This window comes from Parvimonas parva (assembly GCF_016552165.1).
GTDB classification, from domain to species: Bacteria; Bacillota; Clostridia; order Tissierellales; family Peptoniphilaceae; genus Parvimonas; species Parvimonas parva.
In genome coordinates, this window is the sequence record NZ_JACVDA010000014.1 from 1 (window position 1) to 15903 (window position 15903).

The window sequence follows — 15903 nt, forward strand, 5'->3', positions numbered from 1 at the left end:
TTTTGTCAATTACTATTATACCTCTTTGAGATGTTTTTTTCTATTCTTACTGGCTAACTTAATTTTACAATATGGGGATATCGGAAAAATGTAAAATTAAAGGAAATATATGTAATTTTTTATGTAAAAACTTTACATATATTTTTTTTTGTGATATAATATATCGGTAAATCCTTGCTCGATAAAAAGAGCCAGAGACCATAAGGAGGTGAATGTAATGAGAAAATACGAAGGAGTTTTTATTTTTAAACCAAATTTAGAAGATGAAGTAAGAAACCAAGCATTTGACAGAATCAAATCAGCTATTGAAGCTAATGGAACTATTACTGAAATTAATGAATGGGGAAATAGAAAACTTGCTTACGAAATTAACTACATTAAAGAAGGATACTATATCATAGTTAATTTTGAAGCTGCTGTTGAAGTAGTTGCAGAAGTAGAAAGAAGATCAAGAATATCTGATGCTATCATTAGATATATGGTTGTTAAGCAAGAAGCTTAGTGGAGGAACTTTATGAACAGTGTAATTTTGATAGGTAGATTAATTAGGGATCCAGAATTAAGATATACTCAAACATCTAGTAGCAGTTATGCCAGATTTACCATTGCAGTTGATAAGGGAATGTCTAAGGAAAAGAAACAAGAATTAGAAGCTAAAGGACAACAAACAGCTGATTTTATAAATATAGTTGTTTGGGGTAAGCAAGCTGAACATTGCCAAAAATATTTGCAAAAAGGTAGAAATGTAGCAATACAAGGAAGACTTCAATCAGGAAGTTATACTGCACAAGATGGAACTAGAAGATTCGTTACAGAAGTTTGGGCTGAAAGAGTTCAATTCATCGACTGGGGCGATAGAGTTCAAAAATCTGCTACAACACAAGGATTTGGTTCGTTTGATACAGGTATGAACGATGGTTTTGATTTACCATTCCAAGATGCATCAGATGAAGAAATTCCATTTTAATTTTTAAAGGAGAATGAATATGCAAAGAAAATTTAGACCAAGAAAAAAAGTTGTTGCATATTTCTCAGATAACAGTAAACCACTTGATTATAAAGATGTAAATACTCTAAAAAAATTCATTAGTGAAAGAGGTAAGATTTTACCAAGAAGAGTAACAGGTGCTACTGCTAAACAACAAAGAGAAATCACAGCAGCAATTAAAAAAGCTAGACAAGTTGCATTATTACCATATAGTGCTGAATAGTTTGTAATTAATGGGGAGAGTAATCTCCCTTTTTTTATTGTTAGGAGAATTTATGAATACTAAAAAAGAAACTTGTTTCTTATTGCAGGGATATTATGGTTAATAGCCGGAATAATGGTTATGAAAGTAGGAGTTCCTTTTTTGATAAATGATGATAAAAATTTTTTATTGGGACTACTTGGTGCAATAGTAATATTTTTGATATTTTATATAATGATATTTTCTAAGTATGTAAATAAACATAAGAACAGAATTTTAAATGATAAAAGAGAACTAATGAAAATTTGGGAGTTTTTTGATAAAACAAGTTATATTTTGATGATCTCAATGATGACTTTTGGAATGGTATTAAGATTTAGTGGTTTGTTACCAAATTTTTTCTTTGAATTCTTCTATACAGGATTAGGATTTGCACTATCACTAAGCGGAATTTCATTTTTATTTTTAGCTTATAAATATATTGATATTTAAATCAATTGACTTTTAAAACTATTAATGATAAAATGAATGTATAATAAGACTTTAATTTGATAATATGCTTATTGAGAAAGAGGTGAGCTTATGAATAATAAATTATCCGTAAATAATAATGTTGAAAAATTTAGAGTTGAAAAGGAATTTTCACAAAGGGAATTAGCTAATTTGATTGGAGTTTCAACCGATATTATCGTTTCAATAGAAAATGGAAGTTTAATTCCTGACATAAGACTTGCTCTTACCATATCTACCGCATTAAATAAAAAATTTGGAGAGGTTTTCTTCTTCAATATTGATTGTAAAATATTTTAACTAAAGTACACTCGTTTGAGTGTATTTTTTATATAATAATAATTTTTAAAGTGTCTCTGATAAATAGCTTAGATTATATTTGTTTTTATATATTAATTTATGATACAATTAAGTTAATATTAATAAAGGAGTTTTTATGGAACAAAAAGTTATTACAGTTACTGTAAATATGAATATGGATGAAAAAACTTTGGAGGATAAAGTTTTTGAACTTGAAAAATTGGTTGAGGCTTTAGATGGTGAAGTTGTTTTAAATTTAACTCAAAATAAATCTAGTATAGATAAAGCCTTTTATATAGGAAAAGGTAAAGTAAGTGAAATAAAAGATTATTGTGAAAAGTTAGATGTAAAAGTAGTTGTTTTTAATAATGAATTGACAGGTTCTCAAGTTAAAAACTTAGAAGAAATTATAGGTGTTAGAGTTATTGACAGGACAAATTTAATTTTGGATATTTTTAACGAAAGAGCTAGAACAAAAGAGGCTAAGTTACAAGTAAAACTTGCAAAATTAAAATATACATTACCAAGATTGTCTGCACTTAGAAGTGGTTTTTCAAGACAACAAGGTGGAATTGGTGGTAAGGGTGTAGGTGAACAACAAATAGAACTTGATAGAAGAACTATCAATAGGGAAATATCAAGTATTACTGCACAGCTTAAAGAAATTGAAAAAAATAGAAATGAAATTAGAAAAAAGAGAATAAATTCAAAAGAGCCCATGATTTCTCTTGTTGGATATACAAATGCAGGGAAATCCACTTTAATAAATAAGTTAATAGCTTATGGAAAAGATGAAAATACTGAAATTAAAGAAGTTTTTGTTAAAGATATGTTGTTTGCGACTTTGGATACCTATGTTAGAGAAGGAATTCTTTTTAGTGGATCAAAGGCTATGTATGTAGATACCGTTGGTTTTGTTTCCGATATTCCACATAATTTAGTTGAAAGTTTTAAAAGTACATTGGAGGAAATTAAATATTCAGATTTGATTCTTCATGTTGTGGATATTTCAAATGTTAATGTCGATGAACAAATCAAAATAACAAATGATATGATAAAAAAACTTGAATGTGAAGATAAAAAAGTAATTTATGTTTTTAATAAAGTTGATAAGTTGGAAGATGAAAATATAAAGTTACAGTATGCAAATGTTGAAAATAAGGTGTTTATAAGTGCTAAGAGTGATGAGGATATAGTTTTTCTTTTGAAGGAAATTGAAAAAGTTTTATTTTCATCATCTATTAAAACTAAACTTTTAATTCCTTATGATAAACAAAAAATTATGAGTAATATTTTAAATGATTATACTCCGGAACTTGTAGAGCATCTTGAAAATGGAACTTTTTTAGAAGTTATCTTAAAAAAGGATGATTATGAAATTTATAAAGGATATGAGGTAAATGAAGGATAAAGAAAGTTTTTTAAGTATTCATAGTAATAAATCTTATAGTTTTATAGTAAATAAATCTGAATTTATTGGTCATGCTTTTTATGTTGAAAGTGTAGATGAGGCTGAAAAATATATTTCTGAGATAAGGGAAAAATATAAAGATGCAACACATAATTGTTTTGCATATATTATCGGTATGGATAAATTAACACAAAAATATTCTGATGATGGAGAACCTTCAGGAACTGCAGGAGTACCTATGCTTGAAGTTTTGCGTAAAAAAGATATAACAAATTGTCTTGTAATTGCTACAAGATATTTTGGAGGAATTTTACTTGGCGCAGGTGGACTTGTTAGAGCATATACAAAATCTGTTGTAGGTGCTTTAGATGAGGCAAAAATTGTTAGAAAAGAACTTTTCTACAATGTAGATATAATTTTGGATTATATTTTCTGGGGGAAAATTGAAAATATTTTAAAAAATTTTGGACTTGAAATTTTAAATATAGAATATCTTGAAAATGTAAAAATAAATTTGTCTGTAAAAAAAGAAGAGTTTGAAAGATTAAAAAATATTATGATTAATGAAACTTCGGATAATTGTATTGTAAAAATTAATGGAGAAAAATATGGCTCTGTATTTTTAAATTAACAAACTTCAAGATTTAATAAACTAATGTTTAGTCAATAAATTATGTTTTATGAAATTTACATTTTTATTAAATTTATTTCTTGTATTAAAACGATTTTTATTGTATAATAATTGTTGTGATACAAAAATTACATATTATTTATAGGAGGGTTTTGACTTGTCTGACAATAAAACAAATGATAATATTGTAGTTATGAAAGGCATTACTAAAATTTTTGGAAAAAATAAAGTTTTAGATGAAGTTAATTTCGAATTGAAAAAAGGAGAAATTCATGCTCTTTTAGGAGAAAATGGTGCTGGTAAAACTACTTTGATGAATATTCTTTATGGACTTTATTCTCCAAATGGAGGAGAAATTTATATCAATTCTAATAAATATACAGCGATGACTCCAAAAATGGCTGTTGAAAATGGAGTTGGTATGGTGCATCAACATTTTATGCTTATAGAACCTTTTAGTGTTATTCAAAATATAGTTTTAGGAACTGAAGATACTAAAGGAATATTTATTGACATTGAAAAATCCAGAAAAAAAGTTCTTTCCATAATTGAAAAATATGGTTTTAATATTGATTTAGATGCAAAAATTCAAGATATTACTGTTGGTTCTCAACAAAAGGTTGAAATTTTAAAAGCTCTTTACAAGGGTGCTGAAATTATTATTTTTGATGAGCCTACAGCTGTTCTTACGCCACAAGAGATTGATGAATTTATAAATATTTGTAATAATTTGAGAAATGAAGGAAAATCTATCATAATAATTACACATAAATTAGATGAAATCAAGAAAATGGCAGATTACTGTACAATTATTCGTCGTGGTAAATTTATTGATAAAGTTACTGTCGCTGAATCTTCACAAAAAGAACTTGCCGAAAAAATGGTTGGTAGAGAAGTCAGCTTTAGTGTTAATAAAAAAGAATCTGAAGTTGGCGATGTTGTTTTAGATGTTAAGGATATTAATGTTTTAAATAATAGAGATTTACCAATTTTAAATGGACTTAGTTTAAATGTTAGAAAAGGTGAAATTCTAGGGATAGCCGGAGTTGACGGCAATGGTCAATCAGAACTTATAGAGGCTATAACAGGTCTTAGAAAAGTTGAATCAGGAAGTATTTCAATTCTTGGAAAAGACATAACAAATAAATCTGTTTATGATATTATTGAAAGTGGAATAAGTACGATTCCGGAAGATAGACATAAACGTGGTTTAGTGTTGGATTTTTCTGTTTCTGAAAATATGATTTTAGAAAAAAGAGGAAAGGATCCTTTTTCAAAGAAAGGTATTTTGAATTTTAAAGAGATAGAATCTTATACTCAAGAAATGATTGACAAATTTGATATAAGACCAAATGATATTCACGCTGTTGCTAGAGGACTTTCCGGGGGAAACCAACAAAAAGTAATCTTAGCAAGAGAAATTGATAACAACCCTGATTTATTAATAGCTGCACAACCTACTAGAGGTCTTGATGTTGGAGCTATTGAAATTATTCATAAATATATTGTAGAACAAAGAGATAAAGGAAAAGCGGTTCTTTTGATTTCATTTGAATTAGATGAAGTTATGGACTTGTCAGATAGGATTGCTGTTATCTATAAAGGAAAAATCGTTGGAGAAAAACTTGCAAAAGATGCTAACGAAAATGAATTAGGACTTATGATGGCAGGGGGTGTTATTAATAATGAACAATAGAAAAAAGATATTAATGCTTTTATTTTCTGTATTAATAGGATTTATAGTAGGGTCTATTGTTATTATGGTAGCAGGTTTTAACCCTATTAAATATTATAAAATAATGATAGAAACAACTTTTTCAAGACCAAAATTCTTTGCAAGAACTTTGGTAGATGCAGTACCGCTTATCATAGGTAGTATTGGGGTTTCATTGGCTTTTAAAACTGGAGCTTTCAATATCGGTGCTGAAGGGCAATTCATAATCGGTTCTTTAACTGCTGCATTTTTTGGGTACTTTTTAAAATTACCACCAATAATTCATCCAATAGTTTGTATTTTATTAGCTGCTTTAGCTGGAATGGCTTGGGGTGGATTTGCAGGTTGGGTTAAATCAAAATTTGGTGTTCACGAAGTAATTACTACAATTATGTTGAACTGGATAGCACTTTATTTTTCAAATTTAGTTGTAACTTTTGGTAAATTTTACAACGAAACAGGACAAACATCAAACGATATTCAATCAACTGCTAGCATAAAAATGTTTGGAGGATTGAGAAATTCTTCAATTCCATTTGTTAAAGATTTCTTTTCAGCTGATATAAACTTTGGTATTATTCTTGCTGTTGTTTTAGCATTTGCAGTTTATTATTTATTAAATAAAACTTCAAAAGGTTATGAATTAAAAGCAGTAGGACTAAATCCTTATGCTGCCGAATTTGGTGGAATAAATGTTGGAAGTAATTTAGTTTTATCTATGGGATTGTCAGGTGCTTTGTGTGCTGTTGCTGGTGCTGTTAAAGTTCTTGGATTTGCAGGAAATGTTGCAAGACTTACAGTTGCTGAAGGTAATGGTTTTGACTCAATGTCTGTTGCGCTTTTAGCAAATAGTCATCCAATAGGCTCAATATTCTCAGGTTTCTTCTTTAGTGTTCTAAAAAGAGGAGGATTTAGAGTTCAACAATTATTAGGCGTTCCTTACGAAGTTGTACAAATTATTATAGGTATTATAGTTTTATTCATTTCAATGCCTTTAGTTATAAAAATTATTTCAAAAAAATTCAAAAAAGTTGGAGGTAAAAAGTAATGAGTTTATTAAAAATAGCTTTATTTATATCTGATACATTATTATTTGCAACTCCATTATTATTTGCTGCTTTGGGTGGTATGTTCACAGAAAAAGCAGGTGTTACAAATATCGGTTTAGAAGGAATGATGACAATAGGAGCTTTCTTTGGCGCTGCTGTTGGATATTTTACAAAGAGTGCATTGTTAGGATTTTTAGCAGGTGGATTGGCAGCATCTTTAGTTGCTCTTATTCACGCGATTGTTAGTATAACATTTGGTGCAGACCAAATTGTTTCCGGTATAGCTATAAACTTTATAGGACCTGGTGTTTCATTGTTTGTATGTTCATTATTCTTTGACGGTGCAAAACAAACAATACCTGTATCATCTGGTGCCGGTAAAATGGCTAAAATTTTTGATAATTTAACAGGTGTTGAAATTATTGATAAAATTTTAGGACAATATGTTACTACTTATGTAGCGATAGCTTTTGTAGTATTGATGTCAATATATTTATATAAAACTAAATTTGGATTAAGACTAATTGCTGTTGGAGAACATCCAAAGGCTGCTGAAACATTAAATGTTAATATATATTTATATAGATATTTTGCAGTTGTAGTTTCAGGATTATTAGCTGGATTTGGTGGAGCTACTATGAGTTTAGCGACAGTTTCCAACTTTTCACAATCACTTGTTTCAGGACATGGTTTCATAGCTTTGGTTGCTGTAATCTTTGGTAAGTGGAAACCTTACGGAGTTTTGGGAGCTTGTTTATTCTTTGGAGCTGCACAAGAATTGGCGATTTTATTACCTGGATTGGGTGTTAATATACCAGAATCTATATTACCAATGGTTCCATATATTAGTACATTGTTAGTACTTATTTTCTTTGTTGGAAAATCAAAAGGACCTTCTTCAGCAGGAGTTCCATATATAAAATTGGAAGACTAAAAATGAAAAAGGCATACTATTTTGGTATGTCTTTTTGTTGAATATTTTTAAATTTGGAGGGGATAATATGATAACTATAAAAAGTAAACAAGAAATTGAAGGAATGAAAAAATCTGCAGAGATTTTATCAAAAATTCATATAGGATTGAGAGATTTTATAAAACCCGGAGTTACTACTTTAGAAGTAAATAAATTTTGTCATGACTTTATGTTAAAGCATGGAGCTACACCTAAGCAAATAGGATATCATGGATATCCTTATGCAACTTGTACTTCTGTAAATGATGTAATTTGCCATGGCTTTCCGAGTAAACAAAAATTAAAATCCGGAGATTTAATTACAGTTGATATGGTTGTAGATTTAGATGGATATTTATCAGATAGTGCTTGGAGTTATGCAGTAGGTGAAGTTTCAGATGAAGTTAAAAATCTTATGGAAGTAACAAAAGAGGCTATGTATAAGGGAATAGAGGCTGCTGTTATTGGAAATAGAATTGTTGATATTGGAAAGGCGATTCAAAATTTTGTTGAGCCAAAAGGCTATTCAATAGTTAGAGATTTTTGTGGTCATGGGATTGGTGTTGAAATGCATGAAGACCCACAAGTTCCACATTATATTACTGCAACAAGAGGTGTTAGACTTGTTGAAGGTATGGTAATAACTGTTGAACCTATGATAAATACAGGAGATTGGAGATGTACTATTGATGATGACGGTTGGACTGCAAGAACAATAGATGGGGGACTTTCATGTCAATACGAACATACATTTGTAATTACAAAAGATGGTCCTTTGATTTTAACAGACCAATCATTATATGAATAAAAATAGGTTGATTTTTAACTAACATTGAAGTATAATCTAGGTATATGATTTTTTAATAATTTTTTATTATTTAATTAATCTATTTTAAGAAAATTCTTTTATAAAAATTTAAGGAGGAATCAAGATGAGAGTTGCGATTAATGGATTCGGAAGAATAGGTAGATTGGCATTTAGATTAATGCACGATTTAGAAGGAGTTGAAGTAGTTGCTATAAATGACTTAACAGATGCAAATATGTTAGCTCATTTGTTAAAATATGATTCAACTCAAGGAAGATTTGAAAAGGAAGTTATCGTAAATGAAGGTAGCTTTGTAATCGACGGAAGAGAAGTTAAAGTATTTTCTGATGCAGACCCTAAAAATTTACCTTGGAAGGAATTGGATATAGATGTTGTATTAGAATGTACTGGTTTCTTTGTAGCAAAAGAAAAAGCACAATTTCATATAGATGCTGGAGCTAAGAGAGTTATTATTTCTGCTCCGGGAAAAGGAGATATGAAAACTGTCGTTTATGGAGTAAACCATGATATACTAGACGGTTCTGAACAAATTTTATCAGGCGCTTCTTGTACTACTAACTGTTTAGCTCCAATGGCTAAAGTTTTACAAGATAAATTTGGTATTGTTCAAGGTATAATGACTACTATTCATGCCTATACAGGAGACCAAAATACTCTAGATGCACCACATAGAAAGGGTGATATGAGAAGAGCAAGGTCAGCTGCTATAAATATTGTTCCAAATACAACAGGTGCTGCTAAAGCTATCGGTCTTGTTATTCCTGAATTAAAAGGAAAATTAGATGGTTCTGCTCAAAGAGTTCCGGTTGCTACTGGCTCATTAACAGAATTAGTAACAGTTTTAGAAAAGAATGTTACAGTTGAAGAAATTAATAATGCGATGAAAGAGGCATCAAGTGAATCTTTCGGATATACTGAAGACCCAATTGTTTCAACAGATGTAATTGGAATTAAATATGGTTCTTTATTTGATGCTACTCAAACTAGAATTGTTGAAGTTGACGGAAAACAATTAGTTAAAACAGTTGCTTGGTATGATAATGAAATGTCATATACTGCAAATTTAATCCGTACTTTCCAATATTTAGTTAATCTTTCAAAATAGTATGCAAATAGATGATATGAGGTGAAGATTTTCACCTCATATTGTATAGTAAGGAGTAATTATGAATAAAAAAGTTATTACTGATTTAGATGTTATCTCAAAAAGAGTTATTGTAAGAGTTGATTTTAATGTTCCCATGTCAAAAACTGAAATGGGAAAAATTACAGATAATGCTAGAATTGTAGCAGCTTTACCTACAATAAAGTATTTAATTGAAAACAATGCAAAAGTAATTTTATTATCTCACTTAGGCAGACCAAAGGGAGAGGCTAAAAAAGAATTTTCTTTAGAACCTGTTGCTAAAGAATTGTCAACTCTTTTAAATAAAGAAGTTAAATTTTTACAAAGCGATATAGTTGTAGATGAAAATGTTAAAAATGAAGTTTTAAATCTAAAAGATGGAGAAGTTGTTTTATTAGAAAATACAAGATTTAGAGCTGAAGAAACTAAGAATATTGATGAATTTTCTAAAGAATTAGCAGAACTTGGAGAAGTATATATTAATGACGCTTTTGGAACAAGTCATAGAGCACATTGTTCAAACGCAGGTCTTTGTAAATTTTTACCATCAGCAGTTGGATTTTTAGTTGAAAAAGAGATTTCTATTATGGGAAAAGCTCTTTCTAATCCTGAAAGACCTTTTGTTGCAATTTTAGGTGGAGCAAAAGTTTCTGATAAGATTACTGTAATTGAAAATTTAATAGAAAAAGTTGATACTATTATAATCGGTGGCGGAATGGCATTTACTTTCTTGAAATCTCAAGGATATTCAGTAGGTAAAAGTTTATTGGAAGAAGATAAAATTGATTTAGCTAAGGAATTATTGGAAAAAGCTAAAGCTAAAAATGTTAAGATGTTGTTACCTGTTGATGTAGTTATAAGTAAAGAGTTCTCTAATGATTCTGAATTTAAAACTGTTAATGTGAATTCAATTCCAAAAGATTATATGGGACTTGATATTGGAGAAGAAACTGTTAAATTATTTGAAACTGAAATTGCAAGCGCTAAAACTGTTGTTTGGAATGGACCTATGGGAGTTTTTGAAATGTCAAACTTTGCAAAAGGTACATTTGCAATGGCAAAAGCAATTGCTGAAACTGATGCTATAAGTATCATAGGTGGTGGAGATAGTGCATCTGCTGCTGAAAAATCAGGTTATAAAGATAAAATAACTCATATTTCAACTGGTGGTGGAGCATCTTTAGAATTTTTAGAAGGAAAAATTTTACCTGGAATTGATGCGATAGATAATAAATAATGGAGGTAATATGAGAAAACCTGTTATTATTGGAAATTGGAAAATGAATAAGAGTTTAGATGATGCTAAACTTTTAATTAAAAATATTTCATCAGAAAATTTGGATATTAATGTAGAAAAAGTTGTATGTGTTCCTTTTGTATATGTTACTGAAGTAAAAAAACTTTTAGAAGAAACTGATATAGGACTTGGTGTTCAAAATATGTATTTTGAAAATAGTGGTGCATTTACCGGAGAAATTTCTCCAATGATGTTAAAAAGTTGTGGGGTTTCTTATGTCATATTAGGCCACTCAGAAAGAAGAACTATTTTTAAAGAAACTGATGAAATGATAAATAAAAAAGTTAAATCTGCATTACAAAATGATTTGATTCCTATATTATGTTGTGGAGAAACACTTGAAGAAAGAAATTCTAAAGTTGAAAAAGAAATCGTTGAAAAACAAATAAGAAGTGCTTTAGATGGAATTGACAAAAATGATATTGAAAAAGTTATTATTGCCTATGAGCCTATTTGGGCAATTGGAACTGGTCTTACTGCATCTTCTGATGATGCTGAAGATATGATTAAATTCATAAGAAATATACTAAATGATATTTATGGTTATTTATCTCAAAAAGTAAGAATTCAATATGGTGGAAGTGTTAAACCGAATAATATAAAAGAATTGATGGGAAAAGAAAATGTAGATGGAGCTTTGGTTGGTGGAGCTTGTTTAGAAAGTACAAGTTTTTGTGCTTTAGTAAATTATAATTTATAAGGAGAATGTTATGAGCTTAATAGTTGATATTTATGCAAGAGAAGTTTTAGATTCAAGGGGAAATCCTACTGTTGAAGTTGAAGTTACAACTGAAGAAGGTACAATGGGTAGTGCTATTGTTCCATCAGGAGCATCAACTGGTATTCATGAGGCTGTTGAACTTAGAGATGGAGATAAGAGTAGATATCTAGGAAAAGGAACTTTAACTGCTGTTAATAATGTTAATGAAATTATTTCTGAGGCATTAATCGGATTTGATGTTTTTGACCAAGTTGGTATTGATAAAGCATTAATTCAATTAGACGGAACAGAAAATAAATCTAAATTAGGAGCTAATGCTATTTTAGGGGTTTCAATGGCTGTTGCTAGAACTGCGTCAATAGAATCATGTACACCACTTTATGAGTATATAGGAGGAGTGAACGCAAAAACTTTACCTGTTCCTATGATGAATATTTTAAATGGTGGAGAGCATGCAGATAACAATGTAGATATTCAAGAATTTATGGTTATGCCTGCAGGAGCTTGTTCATTTAAAGAGGCTCTTAGAATGGGAACAGAAGTTTTCCATAATTTAAAGGCTGTTTTAAAATCAAAGGGATATAATACTGCAGTTGGAGATGAAGGTGGTTTTGCACCTAATTTGAACTCTAACGAAGAGGCGTTACAAACAATTATGGAGGCGATTGAAAAAGCTGGTTATGTAGCTGGAAAAGATATTTTCTTAGCGCTAGATGTTGCATCAAGTGAAATGTATGAAAACGGAAAATATAATTTCAAAGGTGAAGGAAAAGTTTATTCTTCAGAAGAATTAGTAAATTATTATTGTGAATTAGTAGAAAAGTATCCAATTATTTCTATTGAAGATGGATTGGCAGAAGATGATTGGGACGGTTGGAAACTTATAACTGAAAAAATCGGAAATAAAGTTCAATTAGTTGGAGATGATTTATTTGTTACTAACTATTCAAGATTAGCTATGGGAATTGAAAAGGATATTGCTAATTCAATTTTGATAAAATTAAACCAAATTGGAACAATTACAGAAACTTTAGATGCGATAGAACTTGCTAAAACTCATGGATATACTTGTGTAATTTCACATAGGTCCGGAGAAACAGAAGATACAACTATTGCCGATTTAGCAGTTGCAGTAAATGCCGGACAAATCAAAACTGGTTCTGCATCAAGAACAGATAGAATTTGTAAATATAATCAATTACTAAGAATAGAAGATAGATTATGTGAAGATTCAAAATTTTTAGGATTATCAGCATTCTACAATATAGGCAGAAAATAAAAATAAAAAATTAAATTTTTGTTAGCCCATTTTTCGTGTGAGCAAAAATATTATAAAAATTATTTTAAATTAGTTTAAATTAATTAAACATTTTATTTGAAATATGATATAATAATAGTGTATGGCTTATATGAATATATGGGCTAATCTTTTAATTATTTTTAAATTATTTTGGAGGAATTATGTCAATCATTATTTCGGTTTTAGGTGGATTAGGTTTGTTTTTATACGGAATGAATCTAATGGGGGCAGGACTTCAAAAGTCTTGTGGAGAAAAATTAAAAGGAATAATCGCTGCAATAACTAAAAATAGAATCTATGCAGTTTTAGTAGGTATATTTGTTACTATGATTATCCAATCAAGTTCAGCTACTACTGTAATGGCTATCGGTTTTGTAAATGCCGGATTTATGACTTTAGCACAATCAGTTGGAATAATAATAGGAGCTAATGTAGGTACTACTGTTACAGCTCAGCTTATTGCGTTTGATATTTCAAAATATGCTCCATTGGTTATATCACTCGGAGTTTTTTTATGGATGAGAGCTAAAAATGATAGGAAGAAAGATATTGCTGAAATTTTAATCGGTTTTGGTATTTTATTTTTAGGTATGTCCATTATGAGTAATGGTTTAGCACCATTATCTAAAGAACAATGGTTTAAAGATATACTTATAAAATTAAATAATCCTTTTGTAGGAGTTTTAGCTGGTATTTTCTTAACAACTATTTTACAATCATCATCAGCCTCAATAGGTTTATTAGAGGCGCTTGGAATGCAAGGTGCAATTAATATAAATCAAGCATTTGGTATTTTGTTTGGAGATAATATAGGAACAACTACAACAGCTATGATTTCAAGCATAGGTGCAAGTAAAAATGCAAAGAGAGCTGCGTTTATACATTTCTTATTTAACTTAATTGGTACTATATTATTTTTGACTATATTGAGAATACCTGTTCAATATTTGGTAGAGTACATATCTCCGGGAAATGTTCAAAGACAAATTGCAAATGCTCATACATTATTTAATGTAATTAATGTTTTTATTCAGTTACCATTTGCTAATTTCTTAGTAAAAATTTCTCAAGCAGTTATTAAAGGAGAAGATAATCTTGAAGAACGTTATTCTGAACATTTAGATAAGAGAATTTTGGAAACTCCAAGTATAGCTATTATTCAAACTCAAAAAGAAGTTGTCAGAATGGGCGAGGTAGTAATTGAATCTCTTGAAAAGACAATAGAAGCATTCAAAACAAAGAGTAGTAAAAATATATCATTTGTACTTGAAAGAGAAAAGATGATTAATGGTCTGGAAAAAGAAATAATTGATTATTTAGTTCCTTTAGCTGATAAAAATTTATCTGATGAAGAAAAGCATAAGGTATTTGTAATGATGTATTCTATAAATGACTATGAAAGAATAGGAGACCATTGCGAAAATATAATTGAGTTAATTCAAGAAATAAAGGATGAAAATTCTGTTTTTAGTAAGACAGCTTTTGATGAATACGAAAAAATTTCATCAGATATTCTAAAAATTGTTAGAGATACAACCAATGCATATAAAAATAATGACTTGGATTTGGCAAAGAATTGTATTAGCATTGAAGAGGAAGTTGACATTTTAGAAGAAACATATAGAAGAAATCACATGGATAGAATTAACAGAGGAATTTGTGAAATAAATGCCGGGGTTAAATTCTTAGACATTATTTCTAATTTTGAAAGAATTGCTGACCATAGTGTAAACATTGCAAATTACACATTAGGAAAGGAATTATAAGACATTGTTAATTTAATATACAAATACTTAAAGTTATAAAAAAGTTTTATTAGAAATTTGTCAAAAAAGGCTTTACAATTGGGTAAACTTAAGATATAATAATAAACGGTTAATGATTCAGTACAGTTTATTATTCTAATAATGTAATTGGAGGTAAATTATGTACGATTGTATAATAATCGGAGCTGGTCCTGCTGGTATAAGTGCAGGGATATATGCTGCAAGGTCAAGTATGAAAACTATAATAATTGAAAAAGGAACACCGGGAGGATTGATTGCTAAGACTGATGAAATAGCAAATTATCCAGGAGCGGAAGATGTTCCAACTGGTCCTGCATTAATAGAAAGAATGGTTAAACAAGCAAAATCATTCGGTGCAGAATTTATTACGGATACCGTTGTTAATGGAGATTTTTCAAATACTACAAAAGTAGTTGTTGGAGAAAATAATACTTACGAAGGGAAATCAGTTATTATAGCTACAGGGTCAAATCCAAGATTATTAGACGTTCCAGGAGAAAAGGAATTTACAGGTAAAGGAATAGCTTATTGTGCTACTTGTGATGCACCATTTTTCCAAGGTTTGGATATTTATGTTGTAGGTTCTGGAGAGGCTGCAGTTGAAGAGGCTATGTATCTTACTAAATTTGGTAGAAGTGTAACACTATTAGTTAGAAAAGATAAGTTATCAGTTGCTAAATCAATAGAAGAAAAGGCATTTAAATGTGAAAACTTAAATATTATGTGGAATGTCGAAGTTGAAAGTTTTGAAGGAGCAGGAATATTAGGTGCTATGAATATAGTAAATAATAAAACTGGAGAAAAAACTAAAATTGTTCCAAGAGAAGGAGATATGATATTTGGAGTATTTATCTTTATAGGATATGTTCCGGAAAGTAGTATCTTTGAAGGAAAGATTGAAACAAATAGAAATTATGTTGTTTCAGATGGATCTATGAAAACTAATGTTGAAGGTGTATTTGTTGCTGGAGATGTTAGAGTAAAAGAACTAAGACAAGTTGTTACAGCTGTTAATGATGGCGCGATTGCTGCTGTTAATGCTGGAAAATATGTTGAAAGTTTAAATTAATTGAATTTAATTCCAAA

17 protein-coding genes are annotated in these 15903 nt (G+C 29.5%); all 17 read left to right on the plus strand.

The annotated features are described in order from the left end of the window. Positions 1–217 precede the first annotated feature (217 nt). The 17 genes from rpsF (at position 218) to IBJ83_RS05600 (ending at position 15886) form a co-directional block, all read left to right on the plus strand. A complete protein-coding gene (gene rpsF, locus IBJ83_RS05520; protein WP_201275688.1) occupies positions 218–502 on the plus strand; it encodes a 30S ribosomal protein S6 in 285 nt (94 codons plus the stop codon). Between the two features lie 12 nt (positions 503–514). Continuing rightward, positions 515–967 carry a single-stranded DNA-binding protein gene (locus tag IBJ83_RS05525; RefSeq protein WP_201275689.1) on the plus strand — a complete coding sequence of 151 codons (453 nt, stop codon included), beginning with the start codon at positions 515–517 and terminating at the stop codon, positions 965–967. Positions 968–986: 19 nt separating this feature from the next. Further along, on the plus strand, positions 987–1211 hold the full coding sequence (gene rpsR / locus IBJ83_RS05530; RefSeq protein WP_004833472.1) for a 30S ribosomal protein S18: 225 nt from the start codon (positions 987–989) through the stop codon (positions 1209–1211). A gap of 141 nt (positions 1212–1352) precedes the next feature. Further along, positions 1353–1682 (plus strand): hypothetical protein, encoded by a 330-nt coding sequence (locus IBJ83_RS05535; RefSeq protein WP_201275690.1) that lies wholly within the window; start codon positions 1353–1355, stop codon positions 1680–1682. A 90-nt stretch (positions 1683–1772) separates the two neighbouring features. Then, positions 1773–2000 (plus strand): helix-turn-helix transcriptional regulator, encoded by a 228-nt coding sequence (locus tag IBJ83_RS05540; protein WP_201275691.1) that lies wholly within the window; start codon positions 1773–1775, stop codon positions 1998–2000. 136 nt (positions 2001–2136) lie between these two features. Beyond that, on the plus strand, positions 2137–3411 hold the full coding sequence (hflX, locus tag IBJ83_RS05545; RefSeq protein ID WP_068472133.1) for a GTPase HflX: 1275 nt from the start codon (positions 2137–2139) through the stop codon (positions 3409–3411). After that, positions 3401–4042 (plus strand): YigZ family protein, encoded by a 642-nt coding sequence (locus IBJ83_RS05550; RefSeq protein WP_201275692.1) that lies wholly within the window; start codon positions 3401–3403, stop codon positions 4040–4042. Before hflX ends, IBJ83_RS05550 begins: the two co-directional genes overlap by 11 nt. Before the next feature lie 157 nt (positions 4043–4199). Continuing rightward, positions 4200–5738 (plus strand): ABC transporter ATP-binding protein, encoded by a 1539-nt coding sequence (locus IBJ83_RS05555; RefSeq protein WP_269902523.1) that lies wholly within the window; start codon positions 4200–4202, stop codon positions 5736–5738. Further along, on the plus strand, positions 5728–6804 hold the full coding sequence (locus IBJ83_RS05560; protein ID WP_068472137.1) for an ABC transporter permease: 1077 nt from the start codon (positions 5728–5730) through the stop codon (positions 6802–6804). The genes IBJ83_RS05555 and IBJ83_RS05560 overlap by 11 nt, the downstream gene beginning before the upstream one ends. After that, positions 6804–7739: an ABC transporter permease gene (locus tag IBJ83_RS05565; protein WP_068472139.1), complete on the plus strand. Its 936-nt coding sequence runs from the start codon at positions 6804–6806 to the stop codon at positions 7737–7739. Before IBJ83_RS05560 ends, IBJ83_RS05565 begins: the two co-directional genes overlap by 1 nt. Positions 7740–7806: 67 nt before the next feature. Next, entirely contained in the window at positions 7807–8565 is a 759-nt protein-coding gene (map, locus tag IBJ83_RS05570) for a type I methionyl aminopeptidase (RefSeq protein ID WP_201275693.1), read from the plus strand. A 124-nt stretch (positions 8566–8689) separates the two neighbouring features. Then, on the plus strand, positions 8690–9691 hold the full coding sequence (gene gap / locus IBJ83_RS05575; RefSeq protein WP_068472143.1) for a type I glyceraldehyde-3-phosphate dehydrogenase: 1002 nt from the start codon (positions 8690–8692) through the stop codon (positions 9689–9691). A gap of 61 nt (positions 9692–9752) precedes the next feature. Then, positions 9753–10949: a phosphoglycerate kinase gene (locus tag IBJ83_RS05580; protein ID WP_201275694.1), complete on the plus strand. Its 1197-nt coding sequence runs from the start codon at positions 9753–9755 to the stop codon at positions 10947–10949. Between the two features lie 10 nt (positions 10950–10959). Beyond that, positions 10960–11709 (plus strand): triose-phosphate isomerase, encoded by a 750-nt coding sequence (gene tpiA / locus IBJ83_RS05585; protein ID WP_201275695.1) that lies wholly within the window; start codon positions 10960–10962, stop codon positions 11707–11709. A gap of 10 nt (positions 11710–11719) precedes the next feature. Further along, positions 11720–13009 (plus strand): phosphopyruvate hydratase, encoded by a 1290-nt coding sequence (gene eno, locus IBJ83_RS05590; protein ID WP_201275696.1) that lies wholly within the window; start codon positions 11720–11722, stop codon positions 13007–13009. 182 nt (positions 13010–13191) lie between these two features. After that, on the plus strand, positions 13192–14796 hold the full coding sequence (locus IBJ83_RS05595; RefSeq protein WP_201275697.1) for a Na/Pi cotransporter family protein: 1605 nt from the start codon (positions 13192–13194) through the stop codon (positions 14794–14796). Between the two features lie 160 nt (positions 14797–14956). Continuing rightward, the gene (locus IBJ83_RS05600) at positions 14957–15886 is read left to right on the plus strand and encodes an NAD(P)/FAD-dependent oxidoreductase (RefSeq protein ID WP_201275698.1); all 930 of its coding nucleotides are present in this window, start codon (positions 14957–14959) and stop codon (positions 15884–15886) included. Positions 15887–15903: the final 17 nt, after the last annotated feature.